Origin of the sequence: Heliobacterium chlorum (assembly GCF_014502795.1) — a bacterium.
Lineage (GTDB): Bacteria > Bacillota > Desulfitobacteriia > Heliobacteriales > Heliobacteriaceae > Heliobacterium > Heliobacterium chlorum.
Map to the genome: position 1 here is coordinate 17,841 of NZ_JACVHF010000003.1, position 15,179 is coordinate 33,019.

At 47.5% G+C, this 15,179-nt stretch carries 14 protein-coding genes and 1 riboswitch; all 14 genes read right to left on the minus strand.

Annotation, left to right across the window (positions count from 1 at the left end):
* Positions 1-58 precede the first annotated feature (58 nt).
* Entirely contained in the window at positions 59-1,030 is a 972-nt protein-coding gene (corA, locus tag H1S01_RS04755) for a magnesium/cobalt transporter CorA (RefSeq protein ID WP_188038964.1), read from the minus strand.
* Positions 1,031-1,231: 201 nt separating this feature from the next.
* A riboswitch (M-box (ykoK) riboswitch) is annotated at positions 1,232-1,398 on the minus strand.
* A 106-nt stretch (positions 1,399-1,504) separates the two neighbouring features.
* Positions 1,505-1,675, minus strand: a complete 171-nt coding sequence (locus tag H1S01_RS04760) for a DUF2197 domain-containing protein (RefSeq protein WP_188038965.1) — start codon at positions 1,673-1,675, stop codon at positions 1,505-1,507.
* A 27-nt stretch (positions 1,676-1,702) separates the two neighbouring features.
* Entirely contained in the window at positions 1,703-2,710 is a 1,008-nt protein-coding gene (gap, locus tag H1S01_RS04765; protein WP_188038966.1) for a type I glyceraldehyde-3-phosphate dehydrogenase, read from the minus strand.
* Positions 2,711-2,920: 210 nt separating this feature from the next.
* Positions 2,921-4,408 carry a putative amidoligase domain-containing protein gene (locus H1S01_RS04770; protein WP_188038967.1) on the minus strand — a complete coding sequence of 496 codons (1,488 nt, stop codon included), beginning with the start codon at positions 4,406-4,408 and terminating at the stop codon, positions 2,921-2,923.
* The gene (locus tag H1S01_RS04775; RefSeq protein WP_188038968.1) at positions 4,386-5,492 is read right to left on the minus strand and encodes a YheC/YheD family endospore coat-associated protein; all 1,107 of its coding nucleotides are present in this window, start codon (positions 5,490-5,492) and stop codon (positions 4,386-4,388) included. Before H1S01_RS04775 ends, H1S01_RS04770 begins: the two co-directional genes overlap by 23 nt.
* 24 nt (positions 5,493-5,516) lie before the next feature.
* Positions 5,517-6,533, minus strand: a complete 1,017-nt coding sequence (locus H1S01_RS04780) for a YheC/YheD family endospore coat-associated protein (RefSeq protein ID WP_188038969.1) — start codon at positions 6,531-6,533, stop codon at positions 5,517-5,519.
* 296 nt (positions 6,534-6,829) lie between these two features.
* On the minus strand, positions 6,830-7,801 hold the full coding sequence (locus H1S01_RS04785; RefSeq protein ID WP_188038970.1) for a YheC/YheD family endospore coat-associated protein: 972 nt from the start codon (positions 7,799-7,801) through the stop codon (positions 6,830-6,832).
* 235 nt (positions 7,802-8,036) lie between these two features.
* A complete protein-coding gene (locus H1S01_RS04790) occupies positions 8,037-9,443 on the minus strand; it encodes an FAD-binding oxidoreductase (RefSeq protein WP_188039182.1) in 1,407 nt (468 codons plus the stop codon).
* A 19-nt stretch (positions 9,444-9,462) separates the two neighbouring features.
* Positions 9,463-10,506, minus strand: coding sequence for an electron transfer flavoprotein subunit alpha/FixB family protein (locus H1S01_RS04795; protein ID WP_188038971.1), 1,044 nt, complete (start codon positions 10,504-10,506; stop codon positions 9,463-9,465).
* Between the two features lie 17 nt (positions 10,507-10,523).
* Positions 10,524-11,312, minus strand: coding sequence for an electron transfer flavoprotein subunit beta/FixA family protein (locus H1S01_RS04800; protein WP_188038972.1), 789 nt, complete (start codon positions 11,310-11,312; stop codon positions 10,524-10,526).
* A gap of 291 nt (positions 11,313-11,603) precedes the next feature.
* On the minus strand, positions 11,604-13,346 hold the full coding sequence (locus tag H1S01_RS04805; RefSeq protein ID WP_188038973.1) for an ATP-binding protein: 1,743 nt from the start codon (positions 13,344-13,346) through the stop codon (positions 11,604-11,606).
* 4 nt (positions 13,347-13,350) lie between these two features.
* The gene (locus H1S01_RS04810) at positions 13,351-14,349 is read right to left on the minus strand and encodes an ATP-binding SpoIIE family protein phosphatase (protein ID WP_188038974.1); all 999 of its coding nucleotides are present in this window, start codon (positions 14,347-14,349) and stop codon (positions 13,351-13,353) included.
* A 41-nt stretch (positions 14,350-14,390) separates the two neighbouring features.
* On the minus strand, positions 14,391-14,798 hold the full coding sequence (locus H1S01_RS04815; RefSeq protein ID WP_188038975.1) for an anti-sigma regulatory factor: 408 nt from the start codon (positions 14,796-14,798) through the stop codon (positions 14,391-14,393).
* A complete protein-coding gene (locus H1S01_RS04820) occupies positions 14,776-15,171 on the minus strand; it encodes an STAS domain-containing protein (protein WP_188038976.1) in 396 nt (131 codons plus the stop codon). The genes H1S01_RS04815 and H1S01_RS04820 overlap by 23 nt, the downstream gene beginning before the upstream one ends.
* Positions 15,172-15,179 lie beyond the last annotated feature (8 nt).

Below are 15,179 nucleotides of genomic sequence, written 5' to 3' on the forward strand. Positions count from 1 at the left end.
GAGAGAATAAAAAAGACGCTGCTATCAAACAGCGTCTTTTTTACAACAGACTAGGAACTCAGACCCATTTCTTCCGTTTAAACCAATAGATCATCGCAACAGAAAGGAGTAACATGCTAACCCAGATGAGATAGAACATAAACTTATCTTCTTGAAAAGGAATCGGCACATTCATACCAAAGGCGCCGGTAATCACCGTCAAAGGCATAAAAATGGTTGACATGATCGTCAGAACCCGCATGATTTCGTTCGTTTTGTTCGAGATGATAGAAAAGTACGTGTCCATAGCACTGTTCACCAGGTCCCGGTAGGTGTCAATGGTGTCTGTAATCCGCTCCATATGGTCCACCAAGTCAAGGTAATAGGGTCGGTTATCTTCACGTACTTCAAAAGAATAGCGTCCGTTGATGTTCGAAAAGATCCGTTTCTGCGGTAAAATCGCTTTACGCAAAAGCAGCAACGTTCGTTTTAATGCCAAGATTTCGTCGGTTGTTTCCCGAGCTGGGTTGATATATAACTCGTCTTCCAGTTCGTCAATACGAACACCTAACCGATCAACGATGGGGAAATATTCATCAATGATACCATCCACAATAGCATAGAGAAGGTAGTCGGGACCTCTATTCATGAACTTGGGCCCTCTAAGGCAGTGGTAGGCTACCCGCCCTACCGCCGGAAGGGCATTTCGGTGAAGGGTGACGATGTAGTTCTCCCCCAAAAACACATGGAGATCAAATAGTGTCAGTTCATCGTCGCTCTCTTCATCATAACGCAGCGCATGAAAGACAAAGAAGTAATAACGGTCGTATCGGTCCACCTTCGGACGGGGACTGCCATGCAGCACGTCTTCGATGGCCAGGGGGTGAAAGTCGAAAACTTGTCCGATATAATTGACCTCTTTGGCATTGTAATCGTAAAGATCAATCCAAAGCAGATTATCGGGATGGGACAACCACTGATCGGTCTGTCCCAGTTCGATATCGTGAAGTACTTGATCTGCTTGGGCATTGTACAAGTACGTCTTGATCAACCTTTAGCCCTCCCTCAGGGGCTCCGCCGACTCCGTTGTAGGGTGTTCCGCGGCAACCCGCACATTTTGTTGTCGTTTTTCTGCATCTGTCTACTAGGTAAACTGTCCACGGAATCACCACCTCCTCCTTGTCAAGCAGTAAAAAGGCTGATCGAAAAAAGCTTCCCCGGAAAAGGGAAGCTTATACGCAGAATAATCCTAGTGAACTCCCCTTCGTCCAGTTTTAGCACTGTACAGCTTAGAGCCATGCTCAGCTACATTAAGCTAGACCTTAATTCGGTACAAGCCTGTTCAACCCATCGGCGTCTCTCGACATTTCTGGGCAGTAGCCTATGTCTGTACAGGAGCCTCACCTAACGAGAACTCCTTTATGCGATTTTGACATAATCCTTATTTAATTTACTCCTTACCAGAGGACCTGTCAACCCTGCAACGCCTAGTTACGACAAAAAAGAAAAGCAGCGCAGGCTGCTCTTACATCGGTTTGGGGACTTTTTGGTTTTCATTGGCTTCATAGTTTACTTTGGCGGTACAACGCAAACAGATATAGGCGGAGATTTTCATCTTTCCCTCAAAATCGGTCCATTTCGGGTGTTCTGGCCCAATAACTTCTTTCCTTCCGCAAAGCATGCAGCGAGCCTCCACAATATCCCCCCTGCCTTTTGATCTAAATTATAGCAAACTTCCTACTTTCGCGGCTAGATCTAGTACGCGGCAGGAGTAACCCCATTCATTATCATACCAAGAGACCACTTTAGCCATTTTTCCGCTCTTGGTCCCCATCGTGGACATAGCATCGACGATCGAGGAGAAGTGGCTTCCGTTGAAATCGCTCGACACAAGCGGATCGTCACAAACGGCTAAAATACCCTTCAGTTCCCCTGCTGCAGCGTTGCGAAGGGCTGCATTTATCTCTTCATTGCTGGCATCTCGCTCTAAGTTGACGACCAAATCAACGACAGAGACGTTAGGAACGGGAACGCGCAGAGAAAAGCCGTTTAATTTCCCTTCCAGTTCCGGAAGCACTAATGAAACGGCTTTCGCAGCACCGGTTGTCGTCGGGATGATGGAAAGATCTAAGGCACGAGCTCGCCGTAAATCCTTATGGACATCGTCGAGAATGCGCTGATCGTTGGTAAAGGCGTGAACGGTCGTCATCAGCCCTTCCACAATGCCGAACTCCTTATTGATCACTTTCGCTACCGGAGCTAAACAGTTAGTGGTGCAAGATGCGTTGGATATGATATGGTGGTTCACTGGATCGTAAATATGATCATTGACGCCCATGACGATGGTAGCATCTTCGTCTTTGGCTGGTGCCGTAATGATAACCTTTTTGGCACCGCCTTCTAGGTGTTTCGCCGCCCCGTCGCGCTTGTTGAATTTTCCGGTCGATTCGATAACAATATCAACACCAAGCTCACCCCAGGGAAGCTGGGCAGGGTCGCGATTGGATACGATAGGTATTTCTTGTCCATTTACAATCAGGCACTTATTTCCCGGCTGCACATCGGCATCAAAAACGCCATGAACGGAGTCGTACTTAAGTAAATAGGCTACAGTTTCCGGATCAGATGTTACGTTGACAGCTGCGATTTTCACGTCATCACGATTTACGGCCGCACGAAATACGTTCCGCCCGATACGACCAAAACCGTTAATCCCCAGTGTTACGGACAACGGGTATGCGCCTCCTTATGTACCAAATCTGGATACTAATTCTACTCATTTGGCAAATTTCCTGCCTAATTACGAAGAAATTAGGCAAATAGTATGGCATATTTATTTTTGTGGTCATTCTATTCAACCAACTTTTGATTATTCCCTTTAACGAGGTAATGTCATGAAAATTAAAAACAAAATCCTGTCCGGGATAGACCCAAACAGGAGTCAGCGCATGACGTTGCCAGTGATCCAGGAAAAGTTATGTCGAGGTCGCGGCACATAGCGGTAACGCTGCAAGCCGACGGGCAGTCTCCAAGTCTCTCGAAGGTTAACTTCTTCACTCATTCCCTGACGTTTTTCATAAAGGGACCAAAAGGTTTGGGTTAGTTTTTTAGTCTCCTCGGTAGGTTCTACCGCGTTCAGTTCCAATAGGGTTGTTTTTAACAATGGCAGAAGCTCATCTATTTTTCCTTTATAAAAAGCTTCTTGGATTTCGAACTGATAAAAGTCCCATCGGCATAAATATTTATAACGTCGCCCTATGAGCGAGGCGAGCGATAAAGCAACCCAAGCCAGTTCGGGAGAAGTAAGCCAAGAACTCGGGGTGCGATATTCAAAGCCATGGGGCTTACGGCGGTAATCTCCCAGCGAACCGTAAAACTGTCTTCGTCGAGCTGCCGTCTCCCCATTTTCTAAAAACAACAGGGGCATCGCCAGATATTGATCCAATGCCCGGATCAACTGGCTGTTTGGTCGCAATCCACCGAAGTGGATATGACCTCCGATCGGGTAACCTGGATAAGGTTCTGAACCGGCGTGCCAAGATACATTGGAATAAGGACAGAGCCGGTTCGCTTCGTTTAAGGCCCTTCGTAGTTGCTTCATTGCTTCGGTGACCGTATTAGCCGGCTCGGGACGGATCTCCGCAAGGGGGAGATCGTCAGAAGCGCCAAAGGCTCGCCGGTTATCACAACCAACGATCCCTGTGCGAGGAAAGAATCGAGAGGCCGGTACCATCCGCTGGCCTGGGGTCAGAAAAAGCATAAATTCCGGATCTGACCCCAGGGAAAAGGCTGGTTCTTGTTCCCATTCCGCGAATGAGGTCACAATAGCATCTGCATACAACTGTGCTAAGCGCTTGAGTACCATAGGTGATCTGTCTATACCGAGAAGAATCGGCCCCCGAGATCGATTGATGCCTAAATGAACCTTCCCGAAATCCAAACCTAAGCAATGAAGTGCCCGCATGGCTATGGCCGCCAAACGCTCTTCTTCCCAAGGAGACAGTTGTTCTACCCATTGAAAGGAAGGGATAAATGCTTTATTCGATGTGAGATCCCGTAACTGCTGCGTTAGCAATACCTTTCGCTGGACCCCTACGACTTTAGAATCCCATAAGTATACCAGATATTCCTTGGGCCAGACCGATACAGGCCAGTTGGTACCATCATCTCCCAAGAACGCCTGCAGATGATTTAGGCTTAAGATGTCTTCCATTTGAGATCTTCCGGTACGCCTTTGTTCCCAAGGAACGTTGAAATAGCGTTCGGCAGCTTCTAAGTCGATTTTTTTCCCCTCACCCCATTCGATCCACCAATCGACAGGCTCATCCGGGGCACCTCGACCAGCAGTTACGTCAATCCCTTTTGCGGCGAGCTTCCGGACCAGTTCAGAGACGGTAGACGGGTGGTCATAGTGAATGAATATTTTCATCTTCCATCCCCCTTCGCGCCCATAAATGCCGCAGATAGGCTGTTAACAGATCATAGCTTTTCCGCTGGATGTGAGGCTCATCAAAACTACCTGGCTTGGAATTAATCTCCAGAATCCATAATTTTTTCTCCTTGCTTTGCCACCCTACGTCAAGAGTTAAGATGCCAAAGGTCCCACCGTATCTTTCTTCCAATACCTTTGCTGCCCCGACAGACATCTGGGAGATTTCCTTTACAAATGGTTTCCACTCGTTCGGACCAAAGCGCCTATTGAACATCTTCTCGGGAAATACGATTTGACCGCCGTTTGGACGGTGAGTGACAACCTGCCCTCGAGCCGCTAAACGGATTCCTGTGTTTACAAAGGTCCATTCTCCCGTTTCGTTTTTTTGAACGAGTACTCGAAAATCATAAGGACGATTGCGATAGCGATCTAGAAGAATGCCCCGCTGGGCGAGGTACTTTTTCCGTCGGAAGAGTTTTTCCATCCATAAGCACAAGGTGCGGTCATCTTGAAAAGAGAAGTTTACCGGTCCTTTGTTCCGGACACCAGTGACCTGCCACCGGCCGTTTACTTTCTGTAACCGGTAAATGCCCTTTCCGGCGCAACTGTTCAGCGGTTTAAGGTAGATCCTTTTCCATGGAGCGACGAGTTCCACCACTTCCCCCGGCGATGGTTGCAACAGAGTTTCCGGCAGATAGCTGCAAACATCGGAATCGACAAGCAAGTTATAAACCAATTCTTTCGAAAGATAACCCGGGTTAAAAAGAATCTTGCCCTGCTCTTGAAGCGAACGAAGCGTTTTTTGCACCGTTGGACTTTGTTCTCTCCGACGACTTAAAATACGATTATAAAAGATATCCGGTACCGGTTGCTTTTCCGCATGCCATAGTCGATCCGTTCCTTGACGCCAAAAAGAAATCTTTTGTCCCTGGGAAAGATCTTGAATGGATACGGCACCGGCATTGATCCCTCTTTGGCGCAGCGCATTGACGACTTCGGCGATGGAATAGGACCATCGGCCGAAGGGGGCTTTCGAAGATTTTGTGCCCCAAGCAATAACCCCAACTCTGGGTCCGAGCAACATCGTTGCCCCCTTTGAATTCAATTAAAACCCGTCGAGATGGCGACCGAATGCCATAGGCCTTTCCAAGGACAATCGTACTTGTTTAGGATCTCCCTCTTCCGTAAACAACCGTTTAAAAGGCTTTGAATTTATCTCCAGAAGCCAAATCTTACCATTTCTGTCCAAAGCTATATCTAACCCCAGTTCGCCGAATATCATCCCTGTACTTTCTTCCAGTAATTCGGGAATCATAATTCCCCATTTGTTTAATTCTTTAAGAATAGCGGAACGTCTGCGTTTACGAGTAGTCGAAGCAGCCCGTAACGTATTGAGAATCCCCATCGCCTTTCCGCCTTGACTCAAGTTAGATGTGAATTTTCCTGGCGGTGCAACTCGGCCAAAAGATTTAGTGATCTGCCACACACCCTGACCGTCTTTTTGTGCTAACAGGCGTATGTCAAAGGGTGATCCGTTAATAAGAGCCATTCGCAAACCCCGCTGGGCGATGTACTCCTTTTTTTCTATGAGTCCTCTTATCTTCGATTCTAAAACTTGTTTGCCATACGCCCGTAAAGAATTCATCGACGAGCGCCGCTTTTGAAAGGTAAAACCACCCGCCGGGTGCACCGCCACACGATAGATGCCGTATCCCTTGGTTCCGTTCACTGGTTTCAAATAGATCACTCGATATTTTTTTAACATCGGCCAGATTTCGTCGGGTTGCTTCAAGAGGCGGGTTTCAGGGAGTATGCTTTGAACACTCTCTTCCTTATAGAGATGTTCGTGCGTTTCCCATTTGTTCAAGTAAGATGGGTTAAACAGTATCAAACCAGGGATATCCATGAAACGTTTTTTACATTCGACGACGGTGGAGGTGTTCTCAAATTTACGCGAGGGAATACGATTATAAATGACCTTAGGCAAGGGAAATGTTTTGCGAACCCAGCGCTGAGCGCTGAGAATTACTCCGGATATGGTCAATTCTTCCCAATTAATATCTTCTGCACTGAAAACAACGGCTACTATCCCTAATCGTCGAGCATGGCGTTGTGTTTCCATAAGGTGGGCTTTCCAAACATAAGATTTTTTTCTTTGATAGGTGAGAATTCCGATCAGCGGTCCGATAGAAAAAGACCGTTCTATTTCCGAGTATTTGAGCCGATAAGACACATCGTTTGGCCAGCCTATTTGCTCTAATACTTCAGCCTGTAAAGACTTTTCTCGAGATAGATTGGTTCGTATATGCACCGTTCCATCGACTTTTCTGAGACCCGCCTGAAAGGAGACGAGATCGCCATCGTGAAGGTTGTATTCTTTTGCCTGGTGAACGGTCAAATAAATTTGCCCCACAATTCTCACCTAGCTTTTCGCTTTGCAGCTAAAAATAGGGCGTACTCAATCGGTCTTCGAACAGATGTTCTGCGAACGGCGTGATCGCCGATCCGTTGAAACACGATTCGTCCCGGACGGGAGTTGGCTTCTAAAAACCACAGTCGACTGTCCCGATCGATCAAAAAATCTAAACCCAACTCGCCAAGTCTTGGATAAAGCTTGGTTAGCGTCTTAGCGACTTGCAAGCTCACATCGTGAACTTCTTCTAAAGATGTTTTTACTTCACTTTCTTCAAAGGCCTTATCTAAGGGGATAGCCTGCGCCCCTGTACATATATTGCAGGTGATACCGTTGTTAGCCACTCGGGCACTGCCGCCAGTCACTTGCCATGTTCCTTCCGAATCCCTTTGAACGAGGATCCGCAGATCAAAAATACGATCATTCAACTGCGCTGGTTGTAAGCCCTGTTGTGCGATATATCTCTGTCCATGGGTCACTTGTTTCAGCCAGCGTTTGAGTTTCATCGTATCCATCCAGCGACCTTGCTTATTGCCAACTTCCGTGACATAAGTTAACCTGTTTTTTCCTTGAATTAATCGAATGATTCCTCGTCCTTTAGAACCAGCGTCTGGTTTCAGATAAACCTGTTTCCATTTGTTCAATTTCACAAAGAATTCTCTCTCATTGCGAAAAAGGATAGTTTCGGGAAGATAAGATACGAGCCTTTTGTCCCGGGCAAGTTTTCGATAGATTTCATACTTCTTACCGATGATCGGGTTGAAAAGGGGAATACCTCTACGGCGAATGGATCGACGGAACTGGGCGACTCCCGCATAGTTGGATATGGTAAAAAATCGATCATAGATGACAGTCGGTAAAGGGAGTATACGTCGTACCCATTGACAGTCTTTTTGCATGACATAACCGTTCACCTTGTTTAGACGCCAATTGACGTCAAGCGGGGTAAAGACCGTAAGGGTAATATCCAGTTCCATAGACAACAGCCCTAATTGGTCCAAAAAAATCCTATTTTTACTTCTCCGATTGGGGGTTGCAACTGGATGAACGAGCACTCCAAGTATGATGGCGGAACACCCCCCCGCAAATCTATTGCACTATATGTGGAGTGATCTTACTCGGTGAAAATAAAAATGCCGCAACTTTTTCGAGTTGCGGCAGGAACAGAATTATATATTATTCAGCAAGGGTAGATGGGGAATTAAATCAGGACTAAATCAGGACTTTACCAGGGTTCATGATGCCGTTAGGGTCCAGTGCCTTCTTGATGGTCACCAGCACCTTGCGTTGGGCATCGGTCAAGTGTTTATCCATGGCTTTGGCCCGTTTGGCACCAATGCCGTGTTCGCCAGAGAGGTTGCCGCCGAGAGCGTAGACTTCTTCGTAGAGTTCTTCCAGGACAGCATCTTTCAGCTCATGCCATTCATGGTCGTCTCGGTTTTCCCGAAGAATGGTGCAATGGATGTTGCCGTCTCCGGCATGGCCGGCGCTGGGAATTTTACATTCATATTTGGCAGAAATCCGTTCGATCGCTTCAATCGCTTTGGGAATGTTCGATACGGGAACGACGATATCTTCCATACAGTATACAGGGCTGATCATGCGGATAGCTTCGGCATAGCATTTCCGGGCTTTCCAGATCCGTTCCTGTGTGGACATGTTATCGGCGACGAACACTTCCAGGGCGCCGTTTTCCATGGCCAATTTGCCGATGGTTTCATAGTCGTCTTGAACTTGCGTTTCTGATGTACCGTCAACCTCGCAGATGACATAAGCACCAGCATCGCCATAAGGCAGTTTCTTGTTCAGATACATTTCGGCCGACTTGATCGATAGGCTGTCCATAAATTCTAAACAAGTGGGGATGATCCCGGCAGTCATGATCTTCGGCACTACTTTGATGGCTGTTTGCATATCGGCAAAGGGAATCAGCAGATCGGCTACATATTTCGGCAGTGGCATAAGTTTCAGCCATACTTTAGTCACGATGCCAAGGGTCCCTTCGGAACCGACCATGAGGTGAACGATGTCATAGCCGGTGACGTCTTTCACGTTTTTGCCGCCGAAGGTGACAATTTCACCGTCCGGCATGACGATTTCCAGCCCGTAGATATGGCGGGAAGTAACACCGTATTTGACGGCTTTATTACCGCCAGCATTGGTGGCTACGTTTCCAGCGATAAAAGAGCTGTCGGCCGAGCAAGGATCGCCAGCGTAGAGTAGGCCCTGTTCTTTTGCCGTTTTTTGAACTTCACCGGTCGTAACCCCCGGTTCGCAGACCATGAACAGGTTTTCCGTATCTACATCGAGAATCTTGTTCATCTTCTCCAAGGACAGAACCATACCGCCTTGAAGGGGAACGGCGCCTGCGGCGAGACCGGATCCAGCACCCCGGGGAGTAATGGGTATCAATTCCCGGTTAGCCAGCTTGACGATTTCCGATACCTGCTGAGTGTTTTCCGGTTTGACGACAACTTCAGGCATCTTTTCCCAAAGACGATCAGAGACCTCATCCTTGGCGTACATTTCCATCTTTTCTGCTTCCACGATCACGTTGGCTTGACCTAAGATGGAGATTAATTCGGCGACGATTTTATCAGTCACTTTATTAAATTGCATCACTCAACACCCCCTGCGATTAGGCATTGGCCTTCAGTTTTTTGAAGGCTTCAATCAACATGGGAACGACTTCAAAGACGTCTCCCACGATACCGTAGTCAGCCACTCTAAAGATTAGAGCATCCGGATCTTTATCTACAGCGACGATGACTTCCGAAGTCTGCATGCCTGCCAAGTGCTGGATTTTCCCGGAGATACCAAAGGCGAAGTAAAGTTTCGGTGAAACCGTCTTACCAGAAAGACCGATTTGGTGCGGGTATGTGGTCCAACCCAGTTCGACAGCGTCGCGAGTAGCACCTACACCAGCGCCTAAAATGCGTGCCAACTCCTCTACCATCTTGAAGCCGTCAGCGTTTTTCATGCCTTTTCCACCGGCTACGATGATGTCCGCTTCTTCGATGCTGACTTCCTGGGTGGTATCTTTGATGTACTCGAGAAACTTCTCAGGGGTGAAGAAGGTAGCGCCTTCGTATTCTTTAACGATCACTTCGCCAGTCCGGGATGGATCGATGGGAGCTGGTTTAGCCGATTTGGGACGGACAGTGGCCATTTGTGGACGGTGGTTCGGGGTTTTAATGGTCGCCATGATGTTTCCGCCGATAGCGGGACGGGTTTGAAGGAGAATTTTTGTTTCCGGATCGATAGTCAGTTCAGTACAGTCGGCAGTGAGGCCTGTTTCGAGTTTGGACGTTACCAGAGGCATCACGGTCCTGCCAGTAGTGGTGGCTGCAGCGACGATGATTTCCGGCTTCAGTTCCCGGCAAAGCTTCACGATGGCATTGCTATAGGGACGAGGCAGAAAGTTTTTTAGGCTGGCGTCTTTGATGAAGTAGACTTTATCGGCACCCCGCTTGACCACTTCTTCCAAATTATCGATGTGATCTCCTAGGAGTACACAGGAAAGTTCACAGCCAAGATCGTTTGCTAAGGCACGGCCTCGAGTCAACAGTTCAAACGTAACGGAAAGGATCTTGCCGTCCCGCTGTTCACCCAGAACGAGGACACCTTTATATTGAGAAAGTTCATTTTCATGTTGAACACTTGTATTTACATATGTCGACATGTTTTTGCTCCCCCTTCCTAGATGACATCTTTACCGGATAGGAACTTGATCAGTTCGTCAACCGGTTCTGTAGTGCCATTCGCTTTTTTCATAATCGTGTCCCGGGATAGTTTTGGGCTAAATACTTTTACAACCCGGGTGGGGGAGCCTTTGAGACCAAGTTCTGCCGGTTCGAGGCCAAGCGCTTCTGGTCCATAAACAGGGATGGTTTTTTGTTTTGCTTGCAGTTTTCCTTTTAAGGTCGGGAAACCAGGCTCGTTGATGTCTTTGTTGACTGTAGCCATAACCGGGTAGGGTACTTCAATTCGTTCAAAGCCGCCCTCGACGGTCCGCTTCAAAATAGCGCTCGTTTCTTTTACTTCGATGGCTGAAACATACGTCTCCACAGGAATGTCCAGATAATGGGCAATCATGGCACCGGTTTGCCCAGTTTCACCGTCTGTCGCCCGTTCACCGCAAACAATGAGGTCGACTGAATCAAGTTTTTTGATAGCAGCGGCAATCGCTTTGGCAGTAGCGATCGTGTCTGAGCCGGCGAAAGCCCGTCCGGAAATCAGCACGCCTTCATCGGCACCCATAGCGATTGCTTCCTTTAACGCTTTGATCGCTGAGTCAGGACCCATACTGATTGCGGTAACTTTCACATTTTCGTGTGAATTTTTAATCCGGATGGCTTCGGCCAGAGCGTTTTCATCGAGCGGATTGATAATGGTGTCCTTACCGCTACGGATCATTACGCCTGTCTCTGGATCCATTTTGACGTTGTCTGTGCCAGGAACTTGTTTAACGAGCACAACAATGTTCAACACTTGCACCCCCTGCAATATTCCCCAATCTGGGTGGGTTGCAGTAAAACCCATTCCACAAAAGGTCTAGTGGTATAGTGGTCAGACCATTGATATCATAAATCTATCCACTTAAAAATCATTACCAGTCTATCCTTGTGAAAGAGGCGCTTACCGCAGTTCGCGACAACTCATGGCGCTTGAGACTATTATAAGCGAAATATTGTATACATAAAATATTTTCTATAATAAAAATATTGCGAACAATAGCACTCAAAAATTGTTAGCCCCGGTTAGAAACCAGGGCTATAATTATTTATTTGTCGGGCCCTTATCGTCTTTACCCAACCATCGTTGGAGCATTTCACTAATTTGAACCATCGTCGCCGGTTTTTCGATGCAATCATCGGTTCCCATAGAAATACACTTTTCCCGGTCTCCTTGGAGTTCTGTGGTCGCCATGACCACAATCGGTCTACGGTCTCCGTTTTCATCTTTAAGTCTTTGAATGGATTCGACCCATTTAGATCCATCGGTCTCTTGCATCTGGCAATCCAGAAGGATCATTCCATAATGCTGCTTCTTTAGCGCCTGAACAGCCTCTTCCCCATCGTTGACAGTATGTACAGTAAGGCCAAACTTTTTCAATTGGTGTGTCGTCAATCTCTGGTTGACTGGATTATTTTCTATAAGCAGTACCGGTAAATCTACACGAATTGGGTCAACAAGGGGGGAAATGTCGACTACCTTTTCAGTTCCTCTTTCCAAAGGGACCGTAAACCAGAAGCAAGACCCTAACCCTGTTTTGCTTTGAAAACCGATAGACCCCCCTAATAATTGCACCAATCGTTTAGCGATGGAAAGGCCCAAGCCGGTTCCGCCATACTTGCGGGTTGTAGAACTGTCTGCTTGGGTAAATGGATAAAACAGTTTACCTTGAATATTTTCGGGGATGCCGATCCCCGTATCGAACACTTCAAAACAGACTTGTAACGACCTTCCCTCTTCTCTATCAACAGTCGCCTTTACCAGGACATGACCGGACTCTGTAAATTTAATCGCGTTCCCAACCAGGTTAAACAAAACTTGACGCAACCGAACCGAATCCCCTTGGACCACACAGGTTTTGTCGATGCGAATATCACTTGTTAAGACCAAACCTTTTTCGCGGGATTTTCCTTCAAATAAATGTACCGTCTCCTCGATAAATTCATAAAGGTTAAAGTTCGTCTTTTCAAGTTCTAGCTTTCCAGCCTCGATCTTCGAAAAATCGAGGATATCATTGAGGATGCTCAACAAGGAACCCGCTGAGTTGAGAACGACTGAAGCAAAATCACGTTGTTCAGCATTCAAAGGAGACTGAAGCAATATTTCTGTCATCCCAATAATACCGTTCATGGGGGTGCGAATCTCATGGCTCATCGTAGCCAGAAACTCGCTTTTTGCCCGATTTGCCGCGTCGGCAGCTTCTTTGGCAAACTTCAATTCTACGTTCAGACGCTGGACTTCACTCAACTGTCTTTTAAGCTCTGTTTCCTGTTGTTGGAGCAGTTCAAGAGCTTGCGTGAGTTCCCGGTTTTGTTGCTTGATCTCGTCCAGGGCCGTCTGCGGCTTCTCTTTTTCCAGCATTTGTACCCAGCGAGAGACACTCTGTTCTGTGACGGGCGAAAATTGAGCTGGTATAGCTTTGCACAACAGAACTACCGAACCTCTTCCCGGCTCGTTGTGAATAGAGAATTCATCGACCAGATTTTCGTAATGAACCCCCTGCCCCTGACGTTCATTCCGGCTTGTAGAGTTCGAAAAAAAGTCTTCCTGTCCCCGGACGAGGACCCGAAGGTATTGTTTAGACTCTTTTTCGACAACGGCAAACTCTACCGCTCCACCGCCGGTCATTAGAACGTTCCGAACGATATCGGAAACAGCGCTGATCAGGCGAGTTCGATCATGGTCTGTCAATCCAGCCATAGAGGCGATATCCCGAGCTCGTTGGCGAATCATCAAGATGTCTTGCTCGAACTTGACGAGTAAGTTCGAAATCAAATAAACGCTCATACTTTCACCTTTGCTGAACGACAACAACGGTTGCGTCATCGGTTTCGCGAGCATGATCACGGTACAGCAGCGCTGCCAAAAGGGACGGATGGTGGTTGATGATTCCCGGGTATTGACTAATATCCCAGCGGGAAGATATTCCGTCAGAATGTAATATCAAATACCCCTTAGGAGGACAGGAGTATTCGATTTCTTGAAAACGGTTGGCGTTCAGGCCTACGATCCCATTGTAAGATAAGCATCCAACAACTTTTTCTGATGAGATGATCCGCCCGGAGATATTACCTACAGCAGCGTAAGCGATTTTTTGTCTGGGCAAATCTATGGAGGCGACAGCCACAGCGGCTCCCCGCGTATGGCGTAAGGCCATATCCATCTTTTGAATGTACTCTCCCGGAGACACTTCGTTAGAGTGAAAGCATTGAATCGCTTCACGGGAAGCTACAGCCGCTTCTGTTCCATGCCCCAGTCCATCAGACAGGATAAGATGTAGCTTATCGTCCTGGCGCTGAAAAGACCATCCGTCACCACAAGCATCTTCACCCGGTTTTGCCCGCATGATTGAACCTATCTGGAGGTAGCTTTTTTCTTCGTTCCAAGGACGTTCAAACAACTGGGCGAGGACAATCGTACCTTTCTGAGGTATCGTGTATAGATCAAAGACTTGTGAGAGTCGTCGAACAGCACCTAAGCCGTTTCCTCCCGTCCCTGCCGTTGATACGCCGTCAAGGATCATGCGGCTCGGATTTTCGATTCCTGGACCATGATCGACACTGATAATCTCCAGCCCAAACGATTTATAATGGCCCAGTTGCCGTAAAAGAATCTCACCGCCGCCGGTGGCATGTTTCACTAGATTGGAAGCAAGTTCTGTCGCTACGATGGCAGCCCGCCCTGCCGATTCTTCATAGGACCCCATGGAGAAAGCCATCTCGTTTACAGCACGACGAACCTCACCAATTTGACTTGACTCGTAAACGGAAAAGATTCGGTGTTGAATCATTGGCCTAACATCCTTTTATCTTTGAAGCTTGGGAATTCTCTTTAAGCCCACCGAACGATGGAGACCCGTGTACCGAGACCTATTTTTGAGTCGATTTCAAACTCATTGACTAGGCGTTTTGCACCGGGTAAGCCGTGACCCAAGCCGTTTCCGGTGGTAAAGCCATCCAGCATGGCCATTTCCAAATCGGCAATACCAGGGCCTTGATCTTCAAAAGTCACCCGCAAACCCTTTTGTCCTTGATCGTCAATGTGTTCAATGACTACGATGCCACCGCCGCCGTACTCCACCATATTACGGGCAAGCTCACTAGTAGCCGTGATCAACTTAGTTTGATCAACTAGATTAAATCCAAGCGAACGAGCGTATTCTCGTACTTTTTGTCTCGCTAATATGATTTCCTGGGGACTTTTTACGACCAAGCTATCACTCTTCACGGTCAATTTCATGATCTTGCTCCGGCGCTAACTTCAATTTAGACCGCAATAAGTCCATTCCCTTTTCGACATTGAGGGCTGTCATGACTCCCTGCAGCGATATTCCTAACTCTACCATCGTAATTGCCACGGCAGGCTGCATCCCGACGACGACCGTATATGCGTCCATCAAGCTGGTTATCGAAGCAATTCCACCTAGCATGCGGCCAATATAGGAGTCGACCATGTCCAGGCTAGAGATATTGATTAAGACACCGCGAGCGCCATTAGAACTGACCATCTCTGTTAGGTCCTCTTGTAGGGCCATAACCAAACGATCGTGCATGTCCACTTGAATCGTCACCAGGAGAAAAGGACCCATTTTAATAATGGGAATTCGCTCCACATCTCTTC

Coding starts and splice junctions, on each gene's coding strand:
- H1S01_RS04785 (WP_188038970.1), bottom strand. CDS start 7,801: ATGGAACTGGATATTACCCTTACGGTCTTTACCCCGCTTGACGTCAAT.
- H1S01_RS04790 (WP_188039182.1), bottom strand. CDS start 9,443: ATGCAATTTAATAAAGTGACTGATAAAATCGTCGCCGAATTAATCTCC.
- H1S01_RS04810 (WP_188038974.1), bottom strand. CDS start 14,349: ATGATTCAACACCGAATCTTTTCCGTTTACGAGTCAAGTCAAATTGGT.
- H1S01_RS04780 (WP_188038969.1), bottom strand. CDS start 6,533: ATGGAAACACAACGCCATGCTCGACGATTAGGGATAGTAGCCGTTGTT.
- H1S01_RS04795 (WP_188038971.1), bottom strand. CDS start 10,506: ATGTCGACATATGTAAATACAAGTGTTCAACATGAAAATGAACTTTCT.
- H1S01_RS04770 (WP_188038967.1), bottom strand. CDS start 4,408: ATGAAAATATTCATTCACTATGACCACCCGTCTACCGTCTCTGAACTG.
- H1S01_RS04805 (WP_188038973.1), bottom strand. CDS start 13,346: ATGAGCGTTTATTTGATTTCGAACTTACTCGTCAAGTTCGAGCAAGAC.
- H1S01_RS04815 (WP_188038975.1), bottom strand. CDS start 14,798: ATGAAATTGACCGTGAAGAGTGATAGCTTGGTCGTAAAAAGTCCCCAG.